The 15,439-nt window shown below is 70.4% G+C and carries 13 protein-coding genes; 4 read left to right on the top strand and 9 right to left on the bottom strand.

The annotated features are described in order from the left end of the window. Positions 1-1,590: a helix-turn-helix transcriptional regulator gene (locus tag Q9R02_RS10115; RefSeq protein ID WP_305996562.1), complete on the bottom strand. Its 1,590-nt coding sequence runs from the start codon at positions 1,588-1,590 to the stop codon at positions 1-3. 319 nt (positions 1,591-1,909) lie between these two features. Then, entirely contained in the window at positions 1,910-2,920 is a 1,011-nt protein-coding gene (locus Q9R02_RS10120) for an o-succinylbenzoate synthase (protein ID WP_305996563.1), read from the bottom strand. Positions 2,921-3,007: 87 nt separating this feature from the next. Between Q9R02_RS10120 and Q9R02_RS10125 the strand changes: the two genes are divergently transcribed. Next, a complete protein-coding gene (locus Q9R02_RS10125) occupies positions 3,008-4,081 on the top strand; it encodes a LacI family DNA-binding transcriptional regulator (RefSeq protein WP_305996564.1) in 1,074 nt (357 codons plus the stop codon). Positions 4,082-4,164: 83 nt separating this feature from the next. On the opposite strand, the gene Q9R02_RS10130 is transcribed toward Q9R02_RS10125, so the two are convergent. Genes Q9R02_RS10130 through Q9R02_RS10145 form a run of 4 tightly spaced genes read right to left on the bottom strand, consistent with a single transcriptional unit; the run spans position 4,165 to position 8,751 of the window. Then, positions 4,165-5,544, bottom strand: coding sequence for a glycoside hydrolase family 32 protein (locus tag Q9R02_RS10130; RefSeq protein WP_305996565.1), 1,380 nt, complete (start codon positions 5,542-5,544; stop codon positions 4,165-4,167). Between the two features lie 26 nt (positions 5,545-5,570). After that, positions 5,571-6,455 (bottom strand): carbohydrate ABC transporter permease, encoded by an 885-nt coding sequence (locus tag Q9R02_RS10135; protein ID WP_425279256.1) that lies wholly within the window; start codon positions 6,453-6,455, stop codon positions 5,571-5,573. An 8-nt stretch (positions 6,456-6,463) separates the two neighbouring features. Continuing rightward, positions 6,464-7,339 (bottom strand): carbohydrate ABC transporter permease, encoded by an 876-nt coding sequence (locus tag Q9R02_RS10140; protein WP_305996566.1) that lies wholly within the window; start codon positions 7,337-7,339, stop codon positions 6,464-6,466. Continuing rightward, on the bottom strand, positions 7,336-8,751 hold the full coding sequence (locus tag Q9R02_RS10145) for an extracellular solute-binding protein (protein ID WP_305996567.1): 1,416 nt from the start codon (positions 8,749-8,751) through the stop codon (positions 7,336-7,338). Before Q9R02_RS10145 ends, Q9R02_RS10140 begins: the two co-directional genes overlap by 4 nt. Positions 8,752-8,922: 171 nt before the next feature. On the opposite strand from Q9R02_RS10145, the gene Q9R02_RS10150 reads away from it, so the two are divergent. Then, entirely contained in the window at positions 8,923-9,834 is a 912-nt protein-coding gene (locus tag Q9R02_RS10150) for a phosphatase PAP2 family protein (RefSeq protein ID WP_305996568.1), read from the top strand. A gap of 53 nt (positions 9,835-9,887) precedes the next feature. Further along, the gene (locus Q9R02_RS10155) at positions 9,888-10,841 is read left to right on the top strand and encodes a phosphatase PAP2 family protein (protein ID WP_305996569.1); all 954 of its coding nucleotides are present in this window, start codon (positions 9,888-9,890) and stop codon (positions 10,839-10,841) included. Between the two features lie 13 nt (positions 10,842-10,854). On the opposite strand, the gene Q9R02_RS10160 is transcribed toward Q9R02_RS10155, so the two are convergent. Further along, positions 10,855-11,739 (bottom strand): dihydrodipicolinate synthase family protein, encoded by an 885-nt coding sequence (locus Q9R02_RS10160; protein ID WP_305996570.1) that lies wholly within the window; start codon positions 11,737-11,739, stop codon positions 10,855-10,857. Between the two features lie 201 nt (positions 11,740-11,940). After that, positions 11,941-12,582 carry a TetR/AcrR family transcriptional regulator gene (locus tag Q9R02_RS10165; RefSeq protein ID WP_305996571.1) on the bottom strand — a complete coding sequence of 214 codons (642 nt, stop codon included), beginning with the start codon at positions 12,580-12,582 and terminating at the stop codon, positions 11,941-11,943. A gap of 141 nt (positions 12,583-12,723) precedes the next feature. On the opposite strand from Q9R02_RS10165, the gene Q9R02_RS10170 reads away from it, so the two are divergent. Further along, complete coding sequence (locus tag Q9R02_RS10170; protein WP_305996572.1) at positions 12,724-14,451, top strand: amidase; 1,728 nt, start codon at positions 12,724-12,726, stop codon at positions 14,449-14,451. Between the two features lie 118 nt (positions 14,452-14,569). Here the strand turns inward: Q9R02_RS10170 and Q9R02_RS10175 are convergent, their stop codons facing one another. Continuing rightward, positions 14,570-15,376, bottom strand: a complete 807-nt coding sequence (locus Q9R02_RS10175) for an MBL fold metallo-hydrolase (protein WP_305996573.1) — start codon at positions 15,374-15,376, stop codon at positions 14,570-14,572. Positions 15,377-15,439: the final 63 nt, after the last annotated feature.

Raw genomic sequence — 15,439 nt, forward strand, 5'->3', positions numbered from 1 at the left:
TCAGCCGCCCGGCCCGAGGCCCGCGTGCACGGCCACCTCGGCGGCCTGCCGCCGGTTCTGCACGTCCAGCTTGCGATAGATGCCCTTCAGCGTTGTCTTGAGGGTGTTGAGGCTGATGAAGTGCGACGCCGCGATCTCACTGAGCCGGTCATCCGTCACCAGGGCGCCCAGGATCTCCCGCTCGCGGCGGCTGAGGCGGTCCAGTCCCGAGGGCTGCCGGCGGAACGGCGGCATCGAGGCGGGCGGTTCCAAGCCTGTCAGCTCAAGCAGCCGCCGGTGTTCGGCAGCTGTCAGCGCACCATAGGAGGAGCGGAGGCCCTCCGCCTCGATCAGGGCGCGTGCGTCCCGGTAGTGCTCCCCGGCGGCCCTCTCCCGGCCCAGGGCCAATTGCACGCCGGCGCTCAGCACCAGCGTCACCACGCGCCGTCGTCGGCTCATCTCGGTGGGTGACGCCTGCAGGAGGTGACGCAAGGCGAGCTGATTGTCACCCCGGGCATGGGCCACGGCCGCTGACAGCAGCTGGTCCACCGCCCCGGACTTCGAGGTGCCCAGTTCGAGGGAACCGAGGCGGCCCCGGGCGGACGCGGCGCCCACCATGGCGCGCAGGAGACAGGAGCGGTCGTCACCGTCGTGTTCCAGAGCTCCCGGGTGGCGCCCGAGCTCCTCATCGATCCGGCCCGCCAGCACCGCTGTATCGTCGGCGCCGGTCACGCAGATGGACTCCACCCAGAGCACCCTGGCCCACGACTCCCCGGCTCCCAGGGATCGCACACGGCCCAGATGGACGTCTGCCCCTTCCCGGTCCCCCGAGTCCGCCAGGAGGAGCGCATGAGTGACGTTCACGGTGGCGTCGTAGCGGTCGACGGCGTCCGGCTCATTCTCGGCCCGGCGCAACCAGGCCTTGGCGAGTCTGCTCTCCCCGCGTGAGGCGTGGAGCCAGCCCAGGGATGCGGCCGCCCGCCGGCTCACCTGGCTCTGGCCGGACAGCCGGCCCTCCTCATAGCAGCGTTCCAGCTCGGAGACGGCGCGCGGGTCCTCCGAGGCCAGGAACACGCGGCCCCAGACCAGGCGCAGATGAGGCAGGGACATCCGGACGCGGTCCCGGTCCGGTGCGGAGGCGGAGGCCAAGGCGGCCTGGACCCGGTCCACCACCTGAACGGCTTCCGGAAGCCGGCCCTCCACGCGGTGTTCGGCCGTCCTGCTGGTCAGGTTGATGAGGGTGTTGAGACGATCCTCCTCAACCGGCGAGGCCAGTTCGGCCTGTTCACAGTGGGTCCAACGGATGGGGTCCGTCTCCTGGACCATGCGCTGGAGATAGTGCACGCCGTGCAGGATGGCCGGGCGTTTGACGAAGGCCTCGCCGGGCAAGGCCTGGTACGCCTGCAGGAGTTCCTGCGGATGGGAATAGACATACCGGTGCCAGTGCCGTTCAAGAACCGCGTGGACCTTGTCCCAGCCGTGCACCGGAACGAATTCACGGACTCTGTCCGCGAGTTCCTCCGCGCTGAACCAGCGGTCCGGAAACGGGTCGACGGAGGCGGAACCCGCCGAATCGGATATGTCCTGGCGCGCTGAAGCGTCCCCCTGCACTGTGCCCTCCCAAGCATCAGAAATCCACCGGTGCGCCCCCACACCTCGATTCGATTATTGTGCATCCCCGGAGCACGGCCAATTCCTGAAGGAACGGTCAGCCGCCCAGCTGGAGGCGGAAATCACCCGTTGAATCACCCTCTGCGGCCCCGCCCGGCACACTAGTTGAAGGATAAACTTTCCACGGCAGTGTCCGTCCTCCGCGAAAGGGGCCGGACCGATGCCTACCCTCGGGGAGGGGTACCGCTGATATGCCACCGGGGGGTGGTGCATATCGCTTAGGAGGCGGCATCCCTCCCCGGGATCCCCGCCGCCGCGTTCACCCGCCCCGGCATTCCCCCTCCAGCACCGCATGACAGCGGCTCAGGCGCTCCAGCCACCAGCGTGTCCGCTCCGGCGACGCCGCATGCCGTTCCAGAAGCTCCTCCTCCGGGACCACCGGGCCCACCGGAAGCCCGCCGTCCCGTGGAACCAGCGGCTCCGCCAGCACATCCTGAGCGAAGAGCGCCACCGTCCCCAGCCCGCACGCGAACGGCAGCTGCGGCAAGGACGCCGCGAGCGCCACTCCGGCGCTGATGCCCACGGAGGTGTCCAGGGCGGAACTCACGACGGCGGGCAGCCCCGCCTCCCGCACCACGGCCAGGGCGCGGCGCACACCGCCCAGCGGCTGCACCTTGACCACCAGCAGATCCGCGGCCCCGGCGCGGGCCACCTTCAGCGGGTCGTCCTCCTTGCGCACGCTCTCATCCGCGGCGATCCGCACCGCACCGCCCAGCCGTTCCCGGACCTCCGCGAGCCCTTCGATGGAGGGAACGGGCTGCTCGGCGTACTCGAGCCCCACCTCGGCCAGGCGCCGCAATTGCGCGACGGCGGTGGGCACGTCCCAGCCGCCGTTGGCATCCACGCGGATGGTGGAGCCGTGCAGGCCGGCCGCGTCAAGGGCCCGGCGGACGACCCACACCCGGGCCAGGTCCTCCTCCGGCTCCTGGCCCTTCTCCGCCACCTTGACCTTGACGGCGGGCACGGCCCCGAAACGTTCCAGAACGGCAGGCACCTGCTCCGGGCCGAGTGCCGGGATGGTGGCGTTGACCGGCACCGTGTCCCGCAGAGGTTCCGGGAAGCCGTCCCAGGCCGCCTCCAACCCGGCGGCCAGCCAGCGCGACGACTCGGCGTCGTCGTACTCCAGGAAAGGGCCGAACTCAGCCCAGCCGGCCGGGCCGCGGAACAGCACCATCTCCCGGTGCGTCACACCGCGGAACTTCACCCGCAGCGGCAGGGTGACCACGCGCGCGGTGGCCAGGACGTCATCGAGGGAGGGGACCGGGGTCATGGAGTCCACTGTAGGCCGCCGGGTCGTCGCTAAACTTGTCTGGAACCCCGCGCGCAGGCGGCGGGCCGGAACCAAGGACGGATCGGGATGCAGCGCAAGGCGACCGCACAGGATGTGGCGAAGCTCGCCGGAGTCTCCCGCAGCGCGGTGTCCCTGGTCCTCAACGGCCACGGCGACGGCAACATCGCCAGCGAGAGCCAGGAACGCATCCGGCGGGCCGCCAAGGAGCTGAGCTACAAGCCCAACGCGGTGGCGCTGAGCCTGCGGAACCAGCAGACCCGGGTGATCGGCATCGTCTCGGACCGCGTGATCTCCGGGCCGGTGGACGGCAACATCATCGCGGGCGCGGACGCCGTGGCCCGCGAGAAGGGGTTCGTGACCCTGGGCCTGGACACGGAGGAGGACGCCCAGCGGGATGCGAGTGCCGTGGAGACGCTTCTGGACCGTCACGTGGACGCCCTCATGTACGTCACGGTGGGTCTGCGCGAGCTGATGGTGCCCACGGGCATGGAGAAGGCCCCCGCCATCCTGGCGAATTGCTTCGACTCGCGCGGCCCCGGCCATCTGGGTAGCGTCCTCCCGGACGAGGTCTGGGGTGGCGCGGAGACCGTCCGGCACGTGCTCGGCGCGGGCCATCGGAGGATCGCGTTTCTGACCGGTCCTGTGGACCATCCCGCCGCACAGCGGCGTCTGGAAGGGCATCGCTTCGCCTTCGCCGCGGCCGGCCTGCCGTTCCCGGAGGACGCCGTCCATCCCGCGGGCTGGGACATCTCCGACGGTTTCGCGGCCGCGTCCGCCGTGCTGGCCGCGACTGCGGAGAACCGGCCGACCGTCCTGCTCTGCGCCAACGACCGCTGCGCCGTGGGCGCCGTGCTGGCCGCCCGCGCCCTGGGGCTGGATGTCCCCCGCGACGTGTCCGTGGTGGGCTATGACGACGAGGAACGGATCGCGGACTTCATGGTTCCGGCGCTGAGCACCATGGCCCTGCCGCTGCGGGAGATCGGCGCGGCGGCCATGACCCGCCTGCTCGCGGCCGTGCCCGGCGCGCGGCGCAAGGCCACGGCCGGGCTGCAGCCGGACCGAAGCGGCCTGGCCGGCGAGGAGCTCATCCGCGGCCGCTTCGTGGACCGGGGCTCGCTGGGCCCGGTTCCGCCGCTCTGACCCTGCGTTGAGTGCTCACTTGTGGTGGGTTCCGGAGCCGGTAAGTCGCCACGAGTGAGCACTCAACGCGGATGGCGGGTCGCTCAGGCTTCCGGCAGCGCCAGACGCCAGGCGCTGATGAGCACTTCGCCGTCGGACTCGACACGCAATTCCTCGCCGTCCACCGGGTAGATGCGCAGCGTCGTGGCAACCTGCCCACTGCGGTAGACCTCCAGCAGGGAGGCGTCCACGAACACCCGCAGCTCCTCCCCCGCCCCGAGTTCCTCGCACAGCAGCTCCAGATCACCCAGGCGGACGGTCACCGTGGCCGTGGAACGCGCGACGACGGCGGCCTCGCCCTGCGCGGGCAGTGTCACCGCGCCGCCGCGCACCGTCAGCTCCTGCGCGCGGTACGCGTCCACGGCATCGAACGGCGCCACCTCGAGCGCACCATCGACGAGCCGCAGCGAACGCGGGTGAGTCAGCACCCCCGCCCACCCGGCATTGTCGATCTCCGCCTGGCTGCGGCCCCTGCGGCCGTCACGGCCCGGTCCTTCGTTGGCCCAGCCGGAGAGCAGCACGCGGGGACTCCCGTCCGGGGCGTCCCCGAGCTGGGTGATCTGCGGGGCGTAGAAGTCCCGGCCCAGATCGGACGTCCCGGCCGAACCCGCGGTGAAGACCGGCAGACCGGTCTTCGGGTCCGCGGTCATCGTGCCCACCAGGTGCCCGACGCCCAGGGCGTGCTCGTGGTCATCGTCCTTCTGCCAGAGGGAGAACATGGCCAGCCAGGCCTCACCCCCGTCGGAGTCCGGGATCCGGACCAGCTGCGGGCACTCCCAGATCTCGGCCCGGTTCACGGCGTGGCCCGGACCCACGGGGTTGTCCGTGGTCAGCCAGATCCCCAGGTACTCCCAGGAGCGGACATCCTCCACCCGGTAAAGCAGCAGGGCCGCCCGGCCATCGGCCAGTCCGGCGCCCTGGACGGCGTAACGGACGCCCTGGAAACGGAACATGAACGGGTCCCGCACAGCTGTGACCTGCGGATCCTCCGGCATGGAGGCGGCCACGTGGCCGTCCTGCGTCCAGTCCACCAAGTCCGCGGAGCCGCGCGCGATGACCACCTGGGAGACGCCCCCGTCCGCCCGCACGCCCGAGTACGCGGCGGTGGGCACGCCGTCGTCGTCCGTCACCACACCGGTCCAGCAGCCGTAGTCGTCCGGCCCGCCGTCCTGCGGCTTGAGGGCCACCGGGTGCTCCTCCCAGTGCACCAGGTCCGCGCTGCTGACGTGGCCCCACTGGATGCGGTGGTGCCGGGCGGACTCCGGGTTGAACTGGAAGAACACGTGGTATCGACCGCCCAGGCGGCAGACACCGTTGGGGTCGTTGATCCACCCCTGGGCGGGGCGGGGGTGCAGACGGGGGAACGCCGGATCCGGGTGGGTGGCCGCGGTGTGGGCGAACGGGATGGCGACGGTCTGGGTCACAGAGGGTCCTTTCGAAGGCGGCACGGTCACTTGCCGAGGCCGGAGGTCAGGCCGGTGCGGAGCGTGCGCTGGCCGAAGATGAACACGATGAACGCGGGGATCATGGAGAGGATCACGCCGGCCAGGACCACGGAGATGCTGCCGGTGCCCATATTGCCCTGGAGCGAGACCAGGCCCAGGGGCAGGGTGAAGTTCTGCTCCGAGATGGTCAGGATCAGCGGCCGGAAGAACTCGTTCCAGTGGTAGTTGAAGGCGAGGATGCCCACGATCGCCAGGCCGGGCATGGCCAGCGGCGCGTACACGGAGCGGAAGGTCCGCCACGGCGTGGCGCCGTCGATCGCGGCCGCCTCGGCCAGGTCCGGCGGGAGCCCCAGGAAGTACTGGCGCATCAGGAAGGTGCCGAACGCCGTGGGGAGAGCTGGAAGGATCAGGGCCAGCAGGGTGTCGGAGAGGCCCATGCCGCGGATGAGAAGGAACACCGGGACGATCGTGACCTGCAGCGGCACCATCATGGTGGCCAGGATGACGGAGAACAGGGCTTTCTTGCCCTTGAACTCCAGCTGCGCGAAGGCGTAGCCGGCCAGGGCCGCGGTGCCCATCTGCCCCAGGGCCACGATGCCGGTGACGAGTGCGCTGTTGAGCACCAGGAGGGCCATGTTGAGCTGCTGGAACACCTGGGCGTAGGAGGTGAAATCCGGGTGCAGGGGCAGGAAACTGGGCGGGAGGCTGAACGCCTCGCTCGGCAGGCGCAAGGAGGTGGACAGCGTCCACAGCACGGGGCCGATGACGAACACAGCGGTGATCACCAGGACGGTGATGCGTCCGGTCATGCCCCAGTCGATGCGACGACGACGCGCAGCAGGCCGGGTGCGCGGGCTCGCGGTCCTGCGCGGTTCGAGGGTGGTGGTCATGGCGGGCCTCACTGGTAGAAGACGAAACGCTTGCTGAGGCGGAACTGCAGCGCCGTGATCAGCATGATGATGATGGTCAGGATGACGCCCAGGGCCGCGCCCTGGCCGAATTCGAGCCGCTGGAACGCGGTCTCGAAGATCACCATGACGGCCGAGCGGGTGGAATCGCCCGGGCCCCCTCCGGTGAGCACGTAGGGCTGGTCGAACACCTGCAGGGCGGAGATGATCGCCATGACGGAGGCCACCAGCGTGGTGGGGCTGAGCAGCGGCAGGGTGATCTGGACGAGCTTGCGCCAGCCCGTGGCGCCATCCAGGGACGCGGCCTCATAGGTCTCCGTGGGGATGGAGGCCAGGCCGCCCAGGAAGAGCAGGAAGGAGAACCCGAAGTTCTGCCAGACGTAGACCAGGATGATGACCACCGCGGATCCGGCAGGACTGGTCAGCCACGGCACGGCCGGGACGTTGATCAGGGACAGCAGCCAGTTGACCACGCCGAACTTCTCATTGAAGAGGTACTTCATGAAGACGGACACGGAGGCCGCGGACAGGACCAGCGGGAAGAAGAAGGCGCTGCGGAAGAAGCTGCGCAGCCAGTTCGGCAGTTTCTCCGTCAGGAGCACCGCCAGGCCGAGCGAGATGCCGAGCTGCAGGGCGACCGCCACGATCACGAACACGATGGTGTTCAGGAAGGACACCTGGACCGTGGAGTCCGTGGCCACGGTGGCGAAGTTGGCGAATCCCACGAACTTGGGCGGCGTGATGATGTCCCATTGGAAGAAGGCCAGGACGATCGAGGCCACGATCGGGATGAGCGTGAAGAGGCCCATGCCGAGGGCGGTGGGGGCCAGGAAGACCCACGGAAGCCAGCGCTGGTGTTTCATCATTTCCCTCCGAGCGCCTGTTCCAGGTCCCGCTGGAGGGACTGCAGGGCGGACTTGAGCTGGGCCTGGTCACCGGAGACGGCCAGGGAGACATTCTTGATCAGGGCGGTTTCCACGGCGGCCTGCTGCGGCGGGGCGGGGATGGGCCCGGTGCTGGGGAACTTGTCCAGGGTGTCGTAGAAGACCTTCCAGTGCTTGGGCCCCTTGCCCGCGTAGAGCGCCTCGTTGACCATGGAGCGCCGGGTGGGCGTGGTGGTCGGCAGGGCGAACTGGGTCTCCATGGCCGGCTTGGACGCCGCCCACTTCACGAACTCCCAGGCGGCGTCCTTGTCTTTGGCGGTCTTCATGATCGCGTAGCCGGCGGTGCCGAACTGGTGGCGCTGCGTGCGCCACTTCGGGAAGAACGCGACGTCGTACTGGTCCTGCGTCATGCCCGCCTCGTGGAGGCCTTCCACCCAGTAGCCGCCCGCCGGCGTCGTGCCGATGCGTCCGGAGGCGAAGAGCCCCACCAGGGTGTTGCCGCCGCCTTCCTCTGGGCGCACGCCCAGTCCGTCTTTGACCAGGCCGCGCAGGAAGTCGAAGGACTCCTCCACGCGGGGGTCCAGGGCGTTGGGCGCCTCCCAGAGGGCACCGCCGGTGCGCATTTTGCTGCTGGGGTCGTTCTGGTAGAAGGAGTCCCAGAGCCAGCGGCCGCCGGGGGCCTTAGTCTCCTTCAGGACGCTGGTGTCGTTGATGTAGAGCCAGGGGACCACACCGCCGAAGAGCCGGTTGGTCCAGTAGTACGGGGTGAAGTCGCTGCCGTTGGCCTGCTTGAGCGAGCTCAGCATGGTCCGGAAGTCCAGGTGCGTCCAGTCGTCCGCGGGCATCTGGAGGCCGGCCTTGGCCAGGGCCGAGGTGTTGAAGTACATATTGGCGGCGTTCCAGTCCATGGGGAGCTGGTACAGGCTGCCCTTGTACATCATGGCCTCCACCAGGCTGGGGTGGACGTCCTCGAAGTACTCCTTGAGTTCCGCGGCGTCCCGCTGGACGTAGGAGTCCAGCGGCTCGGCCAGGCGCTCGGCGAAGAGCTGGGTGCCCTCGGTGGCCACGTAGACCAGGTCCGGGGACTGCCCGGCGGCCACCATGGTCAGGAGCTTGACGAAGAAGTCCTTCCAGTCCACCGACTGGATGGCCTGAACCTTGATCCTGATGTCCGGGTGCACCTTGTTGAAGTCGGCCACGAGCTTCTGCCGCGCGGAGGCGTCGGCCTTGGTGCCCTGGATGACGATGCTGAGGCTGTTGTCCCCGCGGCCCGGGATGTCCGTGCCGGTGAGCCGCGGCCACGACGCCACCGTCGCACCCACCACTCCGGCTCCCAGGGCACCGAGGGCAGCACGACGGGTGATCGCGAGCGCGTCTCCCTGAGTGAGTGCCATGAGCTGAACCTTTCCGGCGCGAACCGCGCCTAACACGTGTTAGGTAGCGTAGATTCAAGCTCCGGACTGTGTCAAGGATCACTTTCCGCCACCCGGCTGAGCTGGGCCGACAGCGCCGGACGCGCCGGTCCCGTCCCGGCCGCACCCAGCAACATATGCCAGGGTGGAAGCATGGCACCACTGAGCACCAAGGAGAACAGCAGGGCCCTACGACGGCGGGGCGGCGCCTGGCGCCCGCTCGCACTGGCCTTCGGGGCCGCCCTGTCCTGCCTGGGGACGCTGTGGGTGTACCGCTACTTCGTGCGCACGCCGGAGGGGCAGACCTTCGACGCACTGGCGCTCGCCCAGGCCGCCGCGATGGGCGGCGGCCGCCTGGACAAGGCGACCTCCGCCGTCCTGGACCAGCTGCCCACCGTTTCCCTGGTGGTGGCGGCGATCATCGTGGGCCTGGTGGCGTTCGCCGGCAAGCGCTGGGCGCCGGCGCTCTGGGCCGTGGTGGCCGCCGTCGTCGCCAATCTGGCCACGCAGCTGCTGAAGAACTTCGTCTTCGACCGCCCCGACCTGGGCGTCGACTCGCCGCTGGGCAACTCGCTTCCGTCCGGGCACACGACCATCGCCGCGAGCGCCGCGGCGGCCGTGACCCTTGCCGTCGCGCCCCGCTGGCGGCCGCTCGCCGCCGTGCTGGGCGGCACCTTCGCCTTCGTCTCCGGGGCGTCCACGGTGGTGAATCTGTGGCACCGCCCGGCTGACGTGATCGCAGCGCTTCTGGTGGTGGGCTGCGCCTCGGCGCTGGCGGCCATCCCTGTGGTGATCCTGGACGGCCGGGGCTCCCGCGGTGTGCCGTCCGGCGCGGCGAAGGTGCTCTCCAGCCACACGGTGTGGGGTGTGGCCACCGGGGTGCTGACCGTCCTGGGGGCTGTGGCCGCCGTCGTGATCCCGCTGCTCCCCGCCGGCTCGCTGAGTGTGACGGGCAGTGCCGGCGTGGACACGCGGGCGTTCTGGTCCGGGGTGGCCCTCTGCGGGGCGACGGCCTACGGCCTGTCCTGGCTGGGGATCCAGCTGCTCAGCCGCCGCAAAGGCTGAGCGGCGCACGACGACGGCGGGTGACGTTCAGTTTCCTGTGCCAGGCTGGGCACATGGCACCTTCCAGCAGCGCCGGGGCGCCCGGGACCACCCGGACGCGAGGGTCCGGGTGGCACAGATCCCGGTGGCGCGTGCTTGCGCTGGCCGCCGGAGCCGTGCTGTGCGTGCTCGGCGTCGCCCTGACGTATCTCTGCTTCGTGTGGACGGCCACGGGGCAGTCGCTGGACGCGTCCGCCTGGTCCGAGGCGGCGATGGTGCTGTCCAATCTGCGGAGCCATCTGGTCCGCACGGCGCTGAGTTTCCTGCCGGTGGCGACCCTCGTCGCCGGGGTGGTGCTGATCACGGTGGTGGCGGTGGCCGGCAAGCGCTGGGTGCCGGCCGTGTGGGCAGTGGCGGCCGGGGTCGCGGCGAATGCGGCCACACAGGTGCTCAAGTCCGAGGTGTTCGTCCGGCCCGATCTGGGTGTGGCGTCGCCGCTGGGCAACTCGCTCCCGTCCGGGCACACGACGCTCGCCGCGAGCGCGGCGGCCGCCGTGACGCTGGCAGTCGCCCCGCGCTGGCGTCCATTCACGGCCATGGTGGGCGGGACGCTGGCGTTCTTATCGGGTTCCGCGACCGTGGTGAACCTCTGGCACCGGCCGGCCGATGTGGTCTCGGCGCTCTTGGTGGTGGGGGCCGCATCCTCGCTCGCAGCGATCCCGGTGGTCCTGCATGGCCGGAAGCGGCCGCGGCCGCCCGGCGGTTCCGCGCCCGCCGTCCTGCTCGACCGCACGCTCTGGAGCCGGGTCACCGGTGCGCTGGCACTGCTGGGTGCGGCGGCCGGCGTCGTGATCGTGCTGCTGCCCGCGGGCGTCCTGACCGCCACGGTGATGCAGACCGTGGACACGCGCACGTTCTGGTCCGCGGTGGCGTTCCTGGGGTCCGTGTCCTACGGGATCACGTGGGCGGGGATCCGGCTGCTCAGCGGCGGGTCTGTCGAACAGGCGGCCGCGGATCGGCCCCGCTGAACGACTGACCGGCTCAGCCCAGCAGGCCGCTGCGCCGCAGGGCCTTCTCGACCCGGCGAGCATCGTCGCCCTCCAGGACCTTCAGAGGGCTCGGGAGGACCGGACCGGTCGTGTGGCCCAGAATGCCGGCGGCCGTGGCGACCACCCGGAGGCTCCCGTAGCGGCGGAACAGCTCCCAGAGGGGTTCCAGCGCCATCGCGTGACCCGCGGCCGTGTCCCGGCCCGACAGCGCGGCGTCGGCAAGTGTCCTGGCCGTGGACGGGAACAGCCCGGCGAGCACGGAGAACCACAGATCGCAACCGGCCTCCAGGGCCTCCGCGGCGGCCCAGTCCCCGCTGATCCCCAGGGCCACGCCCTCCGGCAGGACGGTGCGCAACGCCGCCACCCGCTCGGCCGCGGTTCCGGCGGGCATGGGCGGGATCTTGACGGCGGCGACGCCCGGGAGGTGCGCGATGCGTCCGTGGAATTCGTCGCTGAAGGTGAAGCCGGTGGTGCCGGGGTTGTCGTAGACCACCACGGGGATCCGCGCGTGGGAGGTGACCTCGGTGTAGAGGCTCAGGACCTCCTGCTCGGTGAGGCGGTGGTAGGAGACGGGCGCGACGAGCAGTGCGGCCGCCCCGGCCTCCTGCGCGTCCTCGGCGTACCGCAGGGCGTCACGGGTCCTGAGCGCGCCGATGCCCGCGATGACCGGGACCCCGTTCGCCGCAGCGACGGCGGCAGCGATGACTTCGCACCGTTCCCGCCGGTCCAGGTACGGGTACAGCCCCGTCGACCCCAGGATTCCCAGGGACTCGACGCCGGCGTCCGCGGCGTTGCGCACCAGGTTCACCAGCGTGTCCATGTCGACGGCGTCGCCGGCCATGGGCGTCAGGGGAAAGGCGCAGACTCCGGTGAACATCAAACCTCCAAGGGTGTGTGCCGGGAGAGTCCGGCAGTGCCCAGAGTGCCACGTTCACGTCCGGCCCGCCAGGCTGGTCCGAGCAATCACGCACGCCGGGGCCGGGCCCACATGACCCACGCTTTCGCGGTTGACCCACCGAAATTTGCGGGGGTCAACCACAAAAGCGTGGGTTTCCCGAAGATCCGCGCCTGTGAAGGCTCAGCCCCGCGCCCCCAGCAGATGCTGCACGGCCTCCAGGAAGTGCTCCCGGCGGTCCGGCACGCCTTCCCAGCGCACCAGGGCCTGGGCGTTCAAACCGTCGATCATCCCGAGCACCTGCCATGCCGCGGCCGCCGGATCCGCCACGGCGTACAGCCCCGAGTCCACGCCGTCCTGGATCCCGGCACGCAGCAGCTCCTGCCAGGCGTCCATCTCCTCCCGCACGGACACGGCCAGTGCCTCGTTCCGGCGCCCGAGCCCCCAGGCCTCCACCCACACGGCCGTCACGGCGAGCCGTTCCGTGTCCAGCGAACTCCCCAGCAGCGCCCTCAGCCGGGCCCCGGCCCCGGAGGCGCCGTCCCGCGCGCTTTCCACCTCGGCCCGGTCCAGCCCGGCGATCCGGGCGAACGTCGCCGCCACGAACTCATCGATGCGCGGCTCGTAGTGCGCCACCAGGCTGGACGCCACGCCCATCCGGGCGCCGATGCGGCGGAGCGTGATGGCCGCCAGCCCCTCGTCCAGGGCGAGGCCGACGGCGACGTCCCGGATCTCCTGATGGCGCTCTGCGGGGCTCTTGCGTCCGGTCCTCTTGCGCACGGCGCCCGTGCGGGCAGCGGTCTCCTGCGGATTTTTCGTTGACATGGTGGGCTCAGTCTAGCTACCGTTGACGCAATTGATCATGCGATCAACAATAGGTGATCAGCACGTACAGACCCCGGCGACCGGACCCCGCAGCGACGCGGAGGAGAACGCTCGCCCTCACCCCACGCACAGGAGACACCCATGGCCCGCATCGACGTCGTCGACGCCTCCATCGCGCAGCTGCGCGCCGCCCTCACCGCCGGCGAGACCACCGCCGTCGAACTCCTGGACGCCTATCTGGCCCGTATCGAGGCCTACGACGGCGAGCTCAACGCGGTCGTCGTCCGTAATCCCCAGGCCCGCGCCGACGCCCAGGCCTCGGACGCCCGCCGCGCGGCCGGCACCACGCTCGGCCCGCTGGACGGCATCCCGTACACCGCGAAGGACTCCTACCTGGCCAAGGGCCTCACGGCCGCGGCCGGCTCCCCCGCCTTCAAGGACCTGGTGGCCCAGAAGGACGCTTTCACCATCGAGCGCCTGCGGGGCGCCGGCGCGGTCCTCATCGGCCTGACCAACATGCCGCCCATGGCCAACGGCGGCATGCAGCGCGGCGTCTACGGCCGCGCCGAGAGCCCCTACAACGGCGACTTCCTCACGGCGGCCTTCGGTTCCGGCTCCTCCAACGGCTCCGGCACGGCCACGGCGGCCAGCTTCGCCGCCTTCGGCCTGGGCGAGGAGACCTGGTCCAGCGGCCGCGCCCCGGCGTCGAACAACGCGCTCTGCGCCTACACCCCCTCCCGCGGCGTCATCTCGGTCCGAGGCAACTGGCCCCTGGTCCCCACCATGGACGTGGTGGTCCCGCACACCCGCAGCATGGACGATCTGCTCGAGGTCCTGGACATCATCGTGGCGGACGATGCCGAGCACCGCGGCGACTTCTGGCGCGTCCAGGAGTTCGTGGAGCTGCCGAAGTCCTCCAGGGTCCGTCCCGACTCCTACCCGGCTCTCGTCCCCTCGCGCGACGAGCGCGCGGAGCTGCTGCGCGGCAAGCGCTTCGGCGTGCCGAAGATGTACATCAACCAGGACGACGACGCCGGCTCGCTGGCCGCCGGGGAAGCCGCGGATGCGCGGGGTATCGGCGGTCCGACCGGGCGGCGCATCGACACGCGCGCCTCGGTGATCGCCCTCTGGGAAGCGGCCCGCCGCGATCTGGAGGCCGCGGGCGCCGAGGTGGTGGAGGTCGACTTCCCGGTGGTGTCCAACTACGAATCGGACCGTCCCGGTGCGCCGAGCATCAAGACCCGCGGCTTCGTCTCACCGGAGTTCCTGCAGGAGGAGATCGTGGATCTCTCCGCGTGGAGCTGGGACGATTTCCTGGGCGCCAACGGCGATCCGGCCCTGAACAGCCTGCTCCAGGTGGACGGCGCCGCGATCTTCCCCCACCCGGAAGGCGCGCTCCCGGACCGCTACACGGGGTTCGATGACGACATCGCCGAGTACCCCGCCGTCGTCGCCGAACGGCCCATCACCCACCCGCGCGAGCTGTACACCATGGAGGCCGGGCTGCTCGGGCTTGAGCGCACCCGCCGCGTGGACCTCGAGGAGTGGATGGACGAACTCGGACTGGACGCCGTGATCCTCCCGGCCGCGGCCGATGTGGCACCTGCCGACATGGATGTGCGGGAGGAGTCCGCAGACCTCGGCTGGCGAAACGGCGTGTGGGTCTCCAACGGCAATCTGGTCCCGCGCCACCTGGGCATCCCGACGGTCACGGTCCCGATGGGCACCATGGAGGACATCGGCATGCCCGTGGGCCTGAGCTTCTGGGGCAAGGCCTACTCGGACAACGAACTCCTGACCTTGGCGGCCGCCTTCGAAGCCACCGGCGAGCGCCGCACCGAGCCCCCGCGGACCCCGCGCCTGGGCTGAGGCGGGGCTGATTCCTCTGATCCCCCTTCGCTGAAACAGTGGGTTTCCGCTGAAACAGTGGTTTAAACCCACTGTCTCAGCGGTTCACGGACGCGCGGACTCGCCGGTCCGTTCCGGCCTACGCCGTCTCGCGGAGCCGGCGGATGAAGTGGCGGGACTGTTCCGGGCCGTAGGGCAGCACCGGGATGGCCTTGGTGGCGTCGTCCGGGGTTTCACGGGTGGCCTGGTGCGCCACACGGATGGCCATGGCCATGGTGTCCGCCATGGTGCGCACTGCGTCGTCGTCCATGAGGGCGCCGTGGCCGGGCACCAGGTACTCGTACCGGTGGCGCAGCGCGGACACGTGCCGCAGCGTGTCCGCCCACTCCACGGGGTAGGAATCCTCGAAGGCCGGGTATCCGCCGTGTTCCACCACGTCGCCTGCGAACAGGGCCGTGGGTGTGCCCACCAGCAGGTCCCCGTCCGTGTGCCCGCGGCCCAAGTGGAACAGCTGCACGGACACCCCGCCCAGGTCCACCAGCACGGGCTGGTCCTTCACGATCGCCTGCGGCGCCACCAGCCCGGTCAGTTCCCCGGACCCGGCGGCCATCTCCGGCTCGAACACCTCCACCAGGGACCGCTGCCCCTCACCCCGGGAGGCGATGGTCCGTGCCGCGTTCTCATGCGCCCAGAATTCGACGGCGCCGTCCTCCTGGAACACGGCGTTGCCGAAGAAGTGGTCGTAGTGGGCGTGGGTGTTCACCACCACAAGAGGCAGGGACGTCACGGACCGGACGGCGTCCAGGATCTCGCGGCCCTGGCGCGGCCCGCACCCGGTGTCGATGACCAGGGCCCGCTCCCGTCCCACCACCAGCCCGGTGTTCAGGAACTCCGCCTCCGTGGTGAGCGCATGGCTCCCCTGTCCAAGATCGATCCACTCAGCCACGGGAATCCTCCTCTTTCCGGGCAGGCCTGACGGCCCGCGTCCTTCGCGATTGCGCCCATCTTC

Source organism: Arthrobacter horti (assembly GCF_030731045.1).
Classification (GTDB): domain Bacteria; phylum Actinomycetota; class Actinomycetes; order Actinomycetales; family Micrococcaceae; genus Arthrobacter_E; species Arthrobacter_E nanjingensis.

Bases quoted from the DNA above. Each gene is read 5' to 3' on its own strand.
- Q9R02_RS10170 (WP_305996572.1), top strand. From the start codon at position 12,724: ATGGCCCGCATCGACGTCGTCGACGCCTCCATCGCGCAGCTGCGCGCC.
- Q9R02_RS10120 (WP_305996563.1), bottom strand. From the start codon at position 2,920: ATGACCCCGGTCCCCTCCCTCGATGACGTCCTGGCCACCGCGCGCGTG.
- Q9R02_RS10135 (WP_425279256.1), bottom strand. From the start codon at position 6,455: ATGACCACCACCCTCGAACCGCGCAGGACCGCGAGCCCGCGCACCCGG.
- Q9R02_RS10165 (WP_305996571.1), bottom strand. From the start codon at position 12,582: ATGTCAACGAAAAATCCGCAGGAGACCGCTGCCCGCACGGGCGCCGTG.
- Q9R02_RS10140 (WP_305996566.1), bottom strand. From the start codon at position 7,339: ATGATGAAACACCAGCGCTGGCTTCCGTGGGTCTTCCTGGCCCCCACC.
- Q9R02_RS10125 (WP_305996564.1), top strand. From the start codon at position 3,008: ATGCAGCGCAAGGCGACCGCACAGGATGTGGCGAAGCTCGCCGGAGTC.
- Q9R02_RS10155 (WP_305996569.1), top strand. From the start codon at position 9,888: ATGGCACCTTCCAGCAGCGCCGGGGCGCCCGGGACCACCCGGACGCGA.
- Q9R02_RS10145 (WP_305996567.1), bottom strand. From the start codon at position 8,751: ATGGCACTCACTCAGGGAGACGCGCTCGCGATCACCCGTCGTGCTGCC.
- Q9R02_RS10150 (WP_305996568.1), top strand. From the start codon at position 8,923: ATGGCACCACTGAGCACCAAGGAGAACAGCAGGGCCCTACGACGGCGG.
- Q9R02_RS10160 (WP_305996570.1), bottom strand. From the start codon at position 11,739: ATGTTCACCGGAGTCTGCGCCTTTCCCCTGACGCCCATGGCCGGCGAC.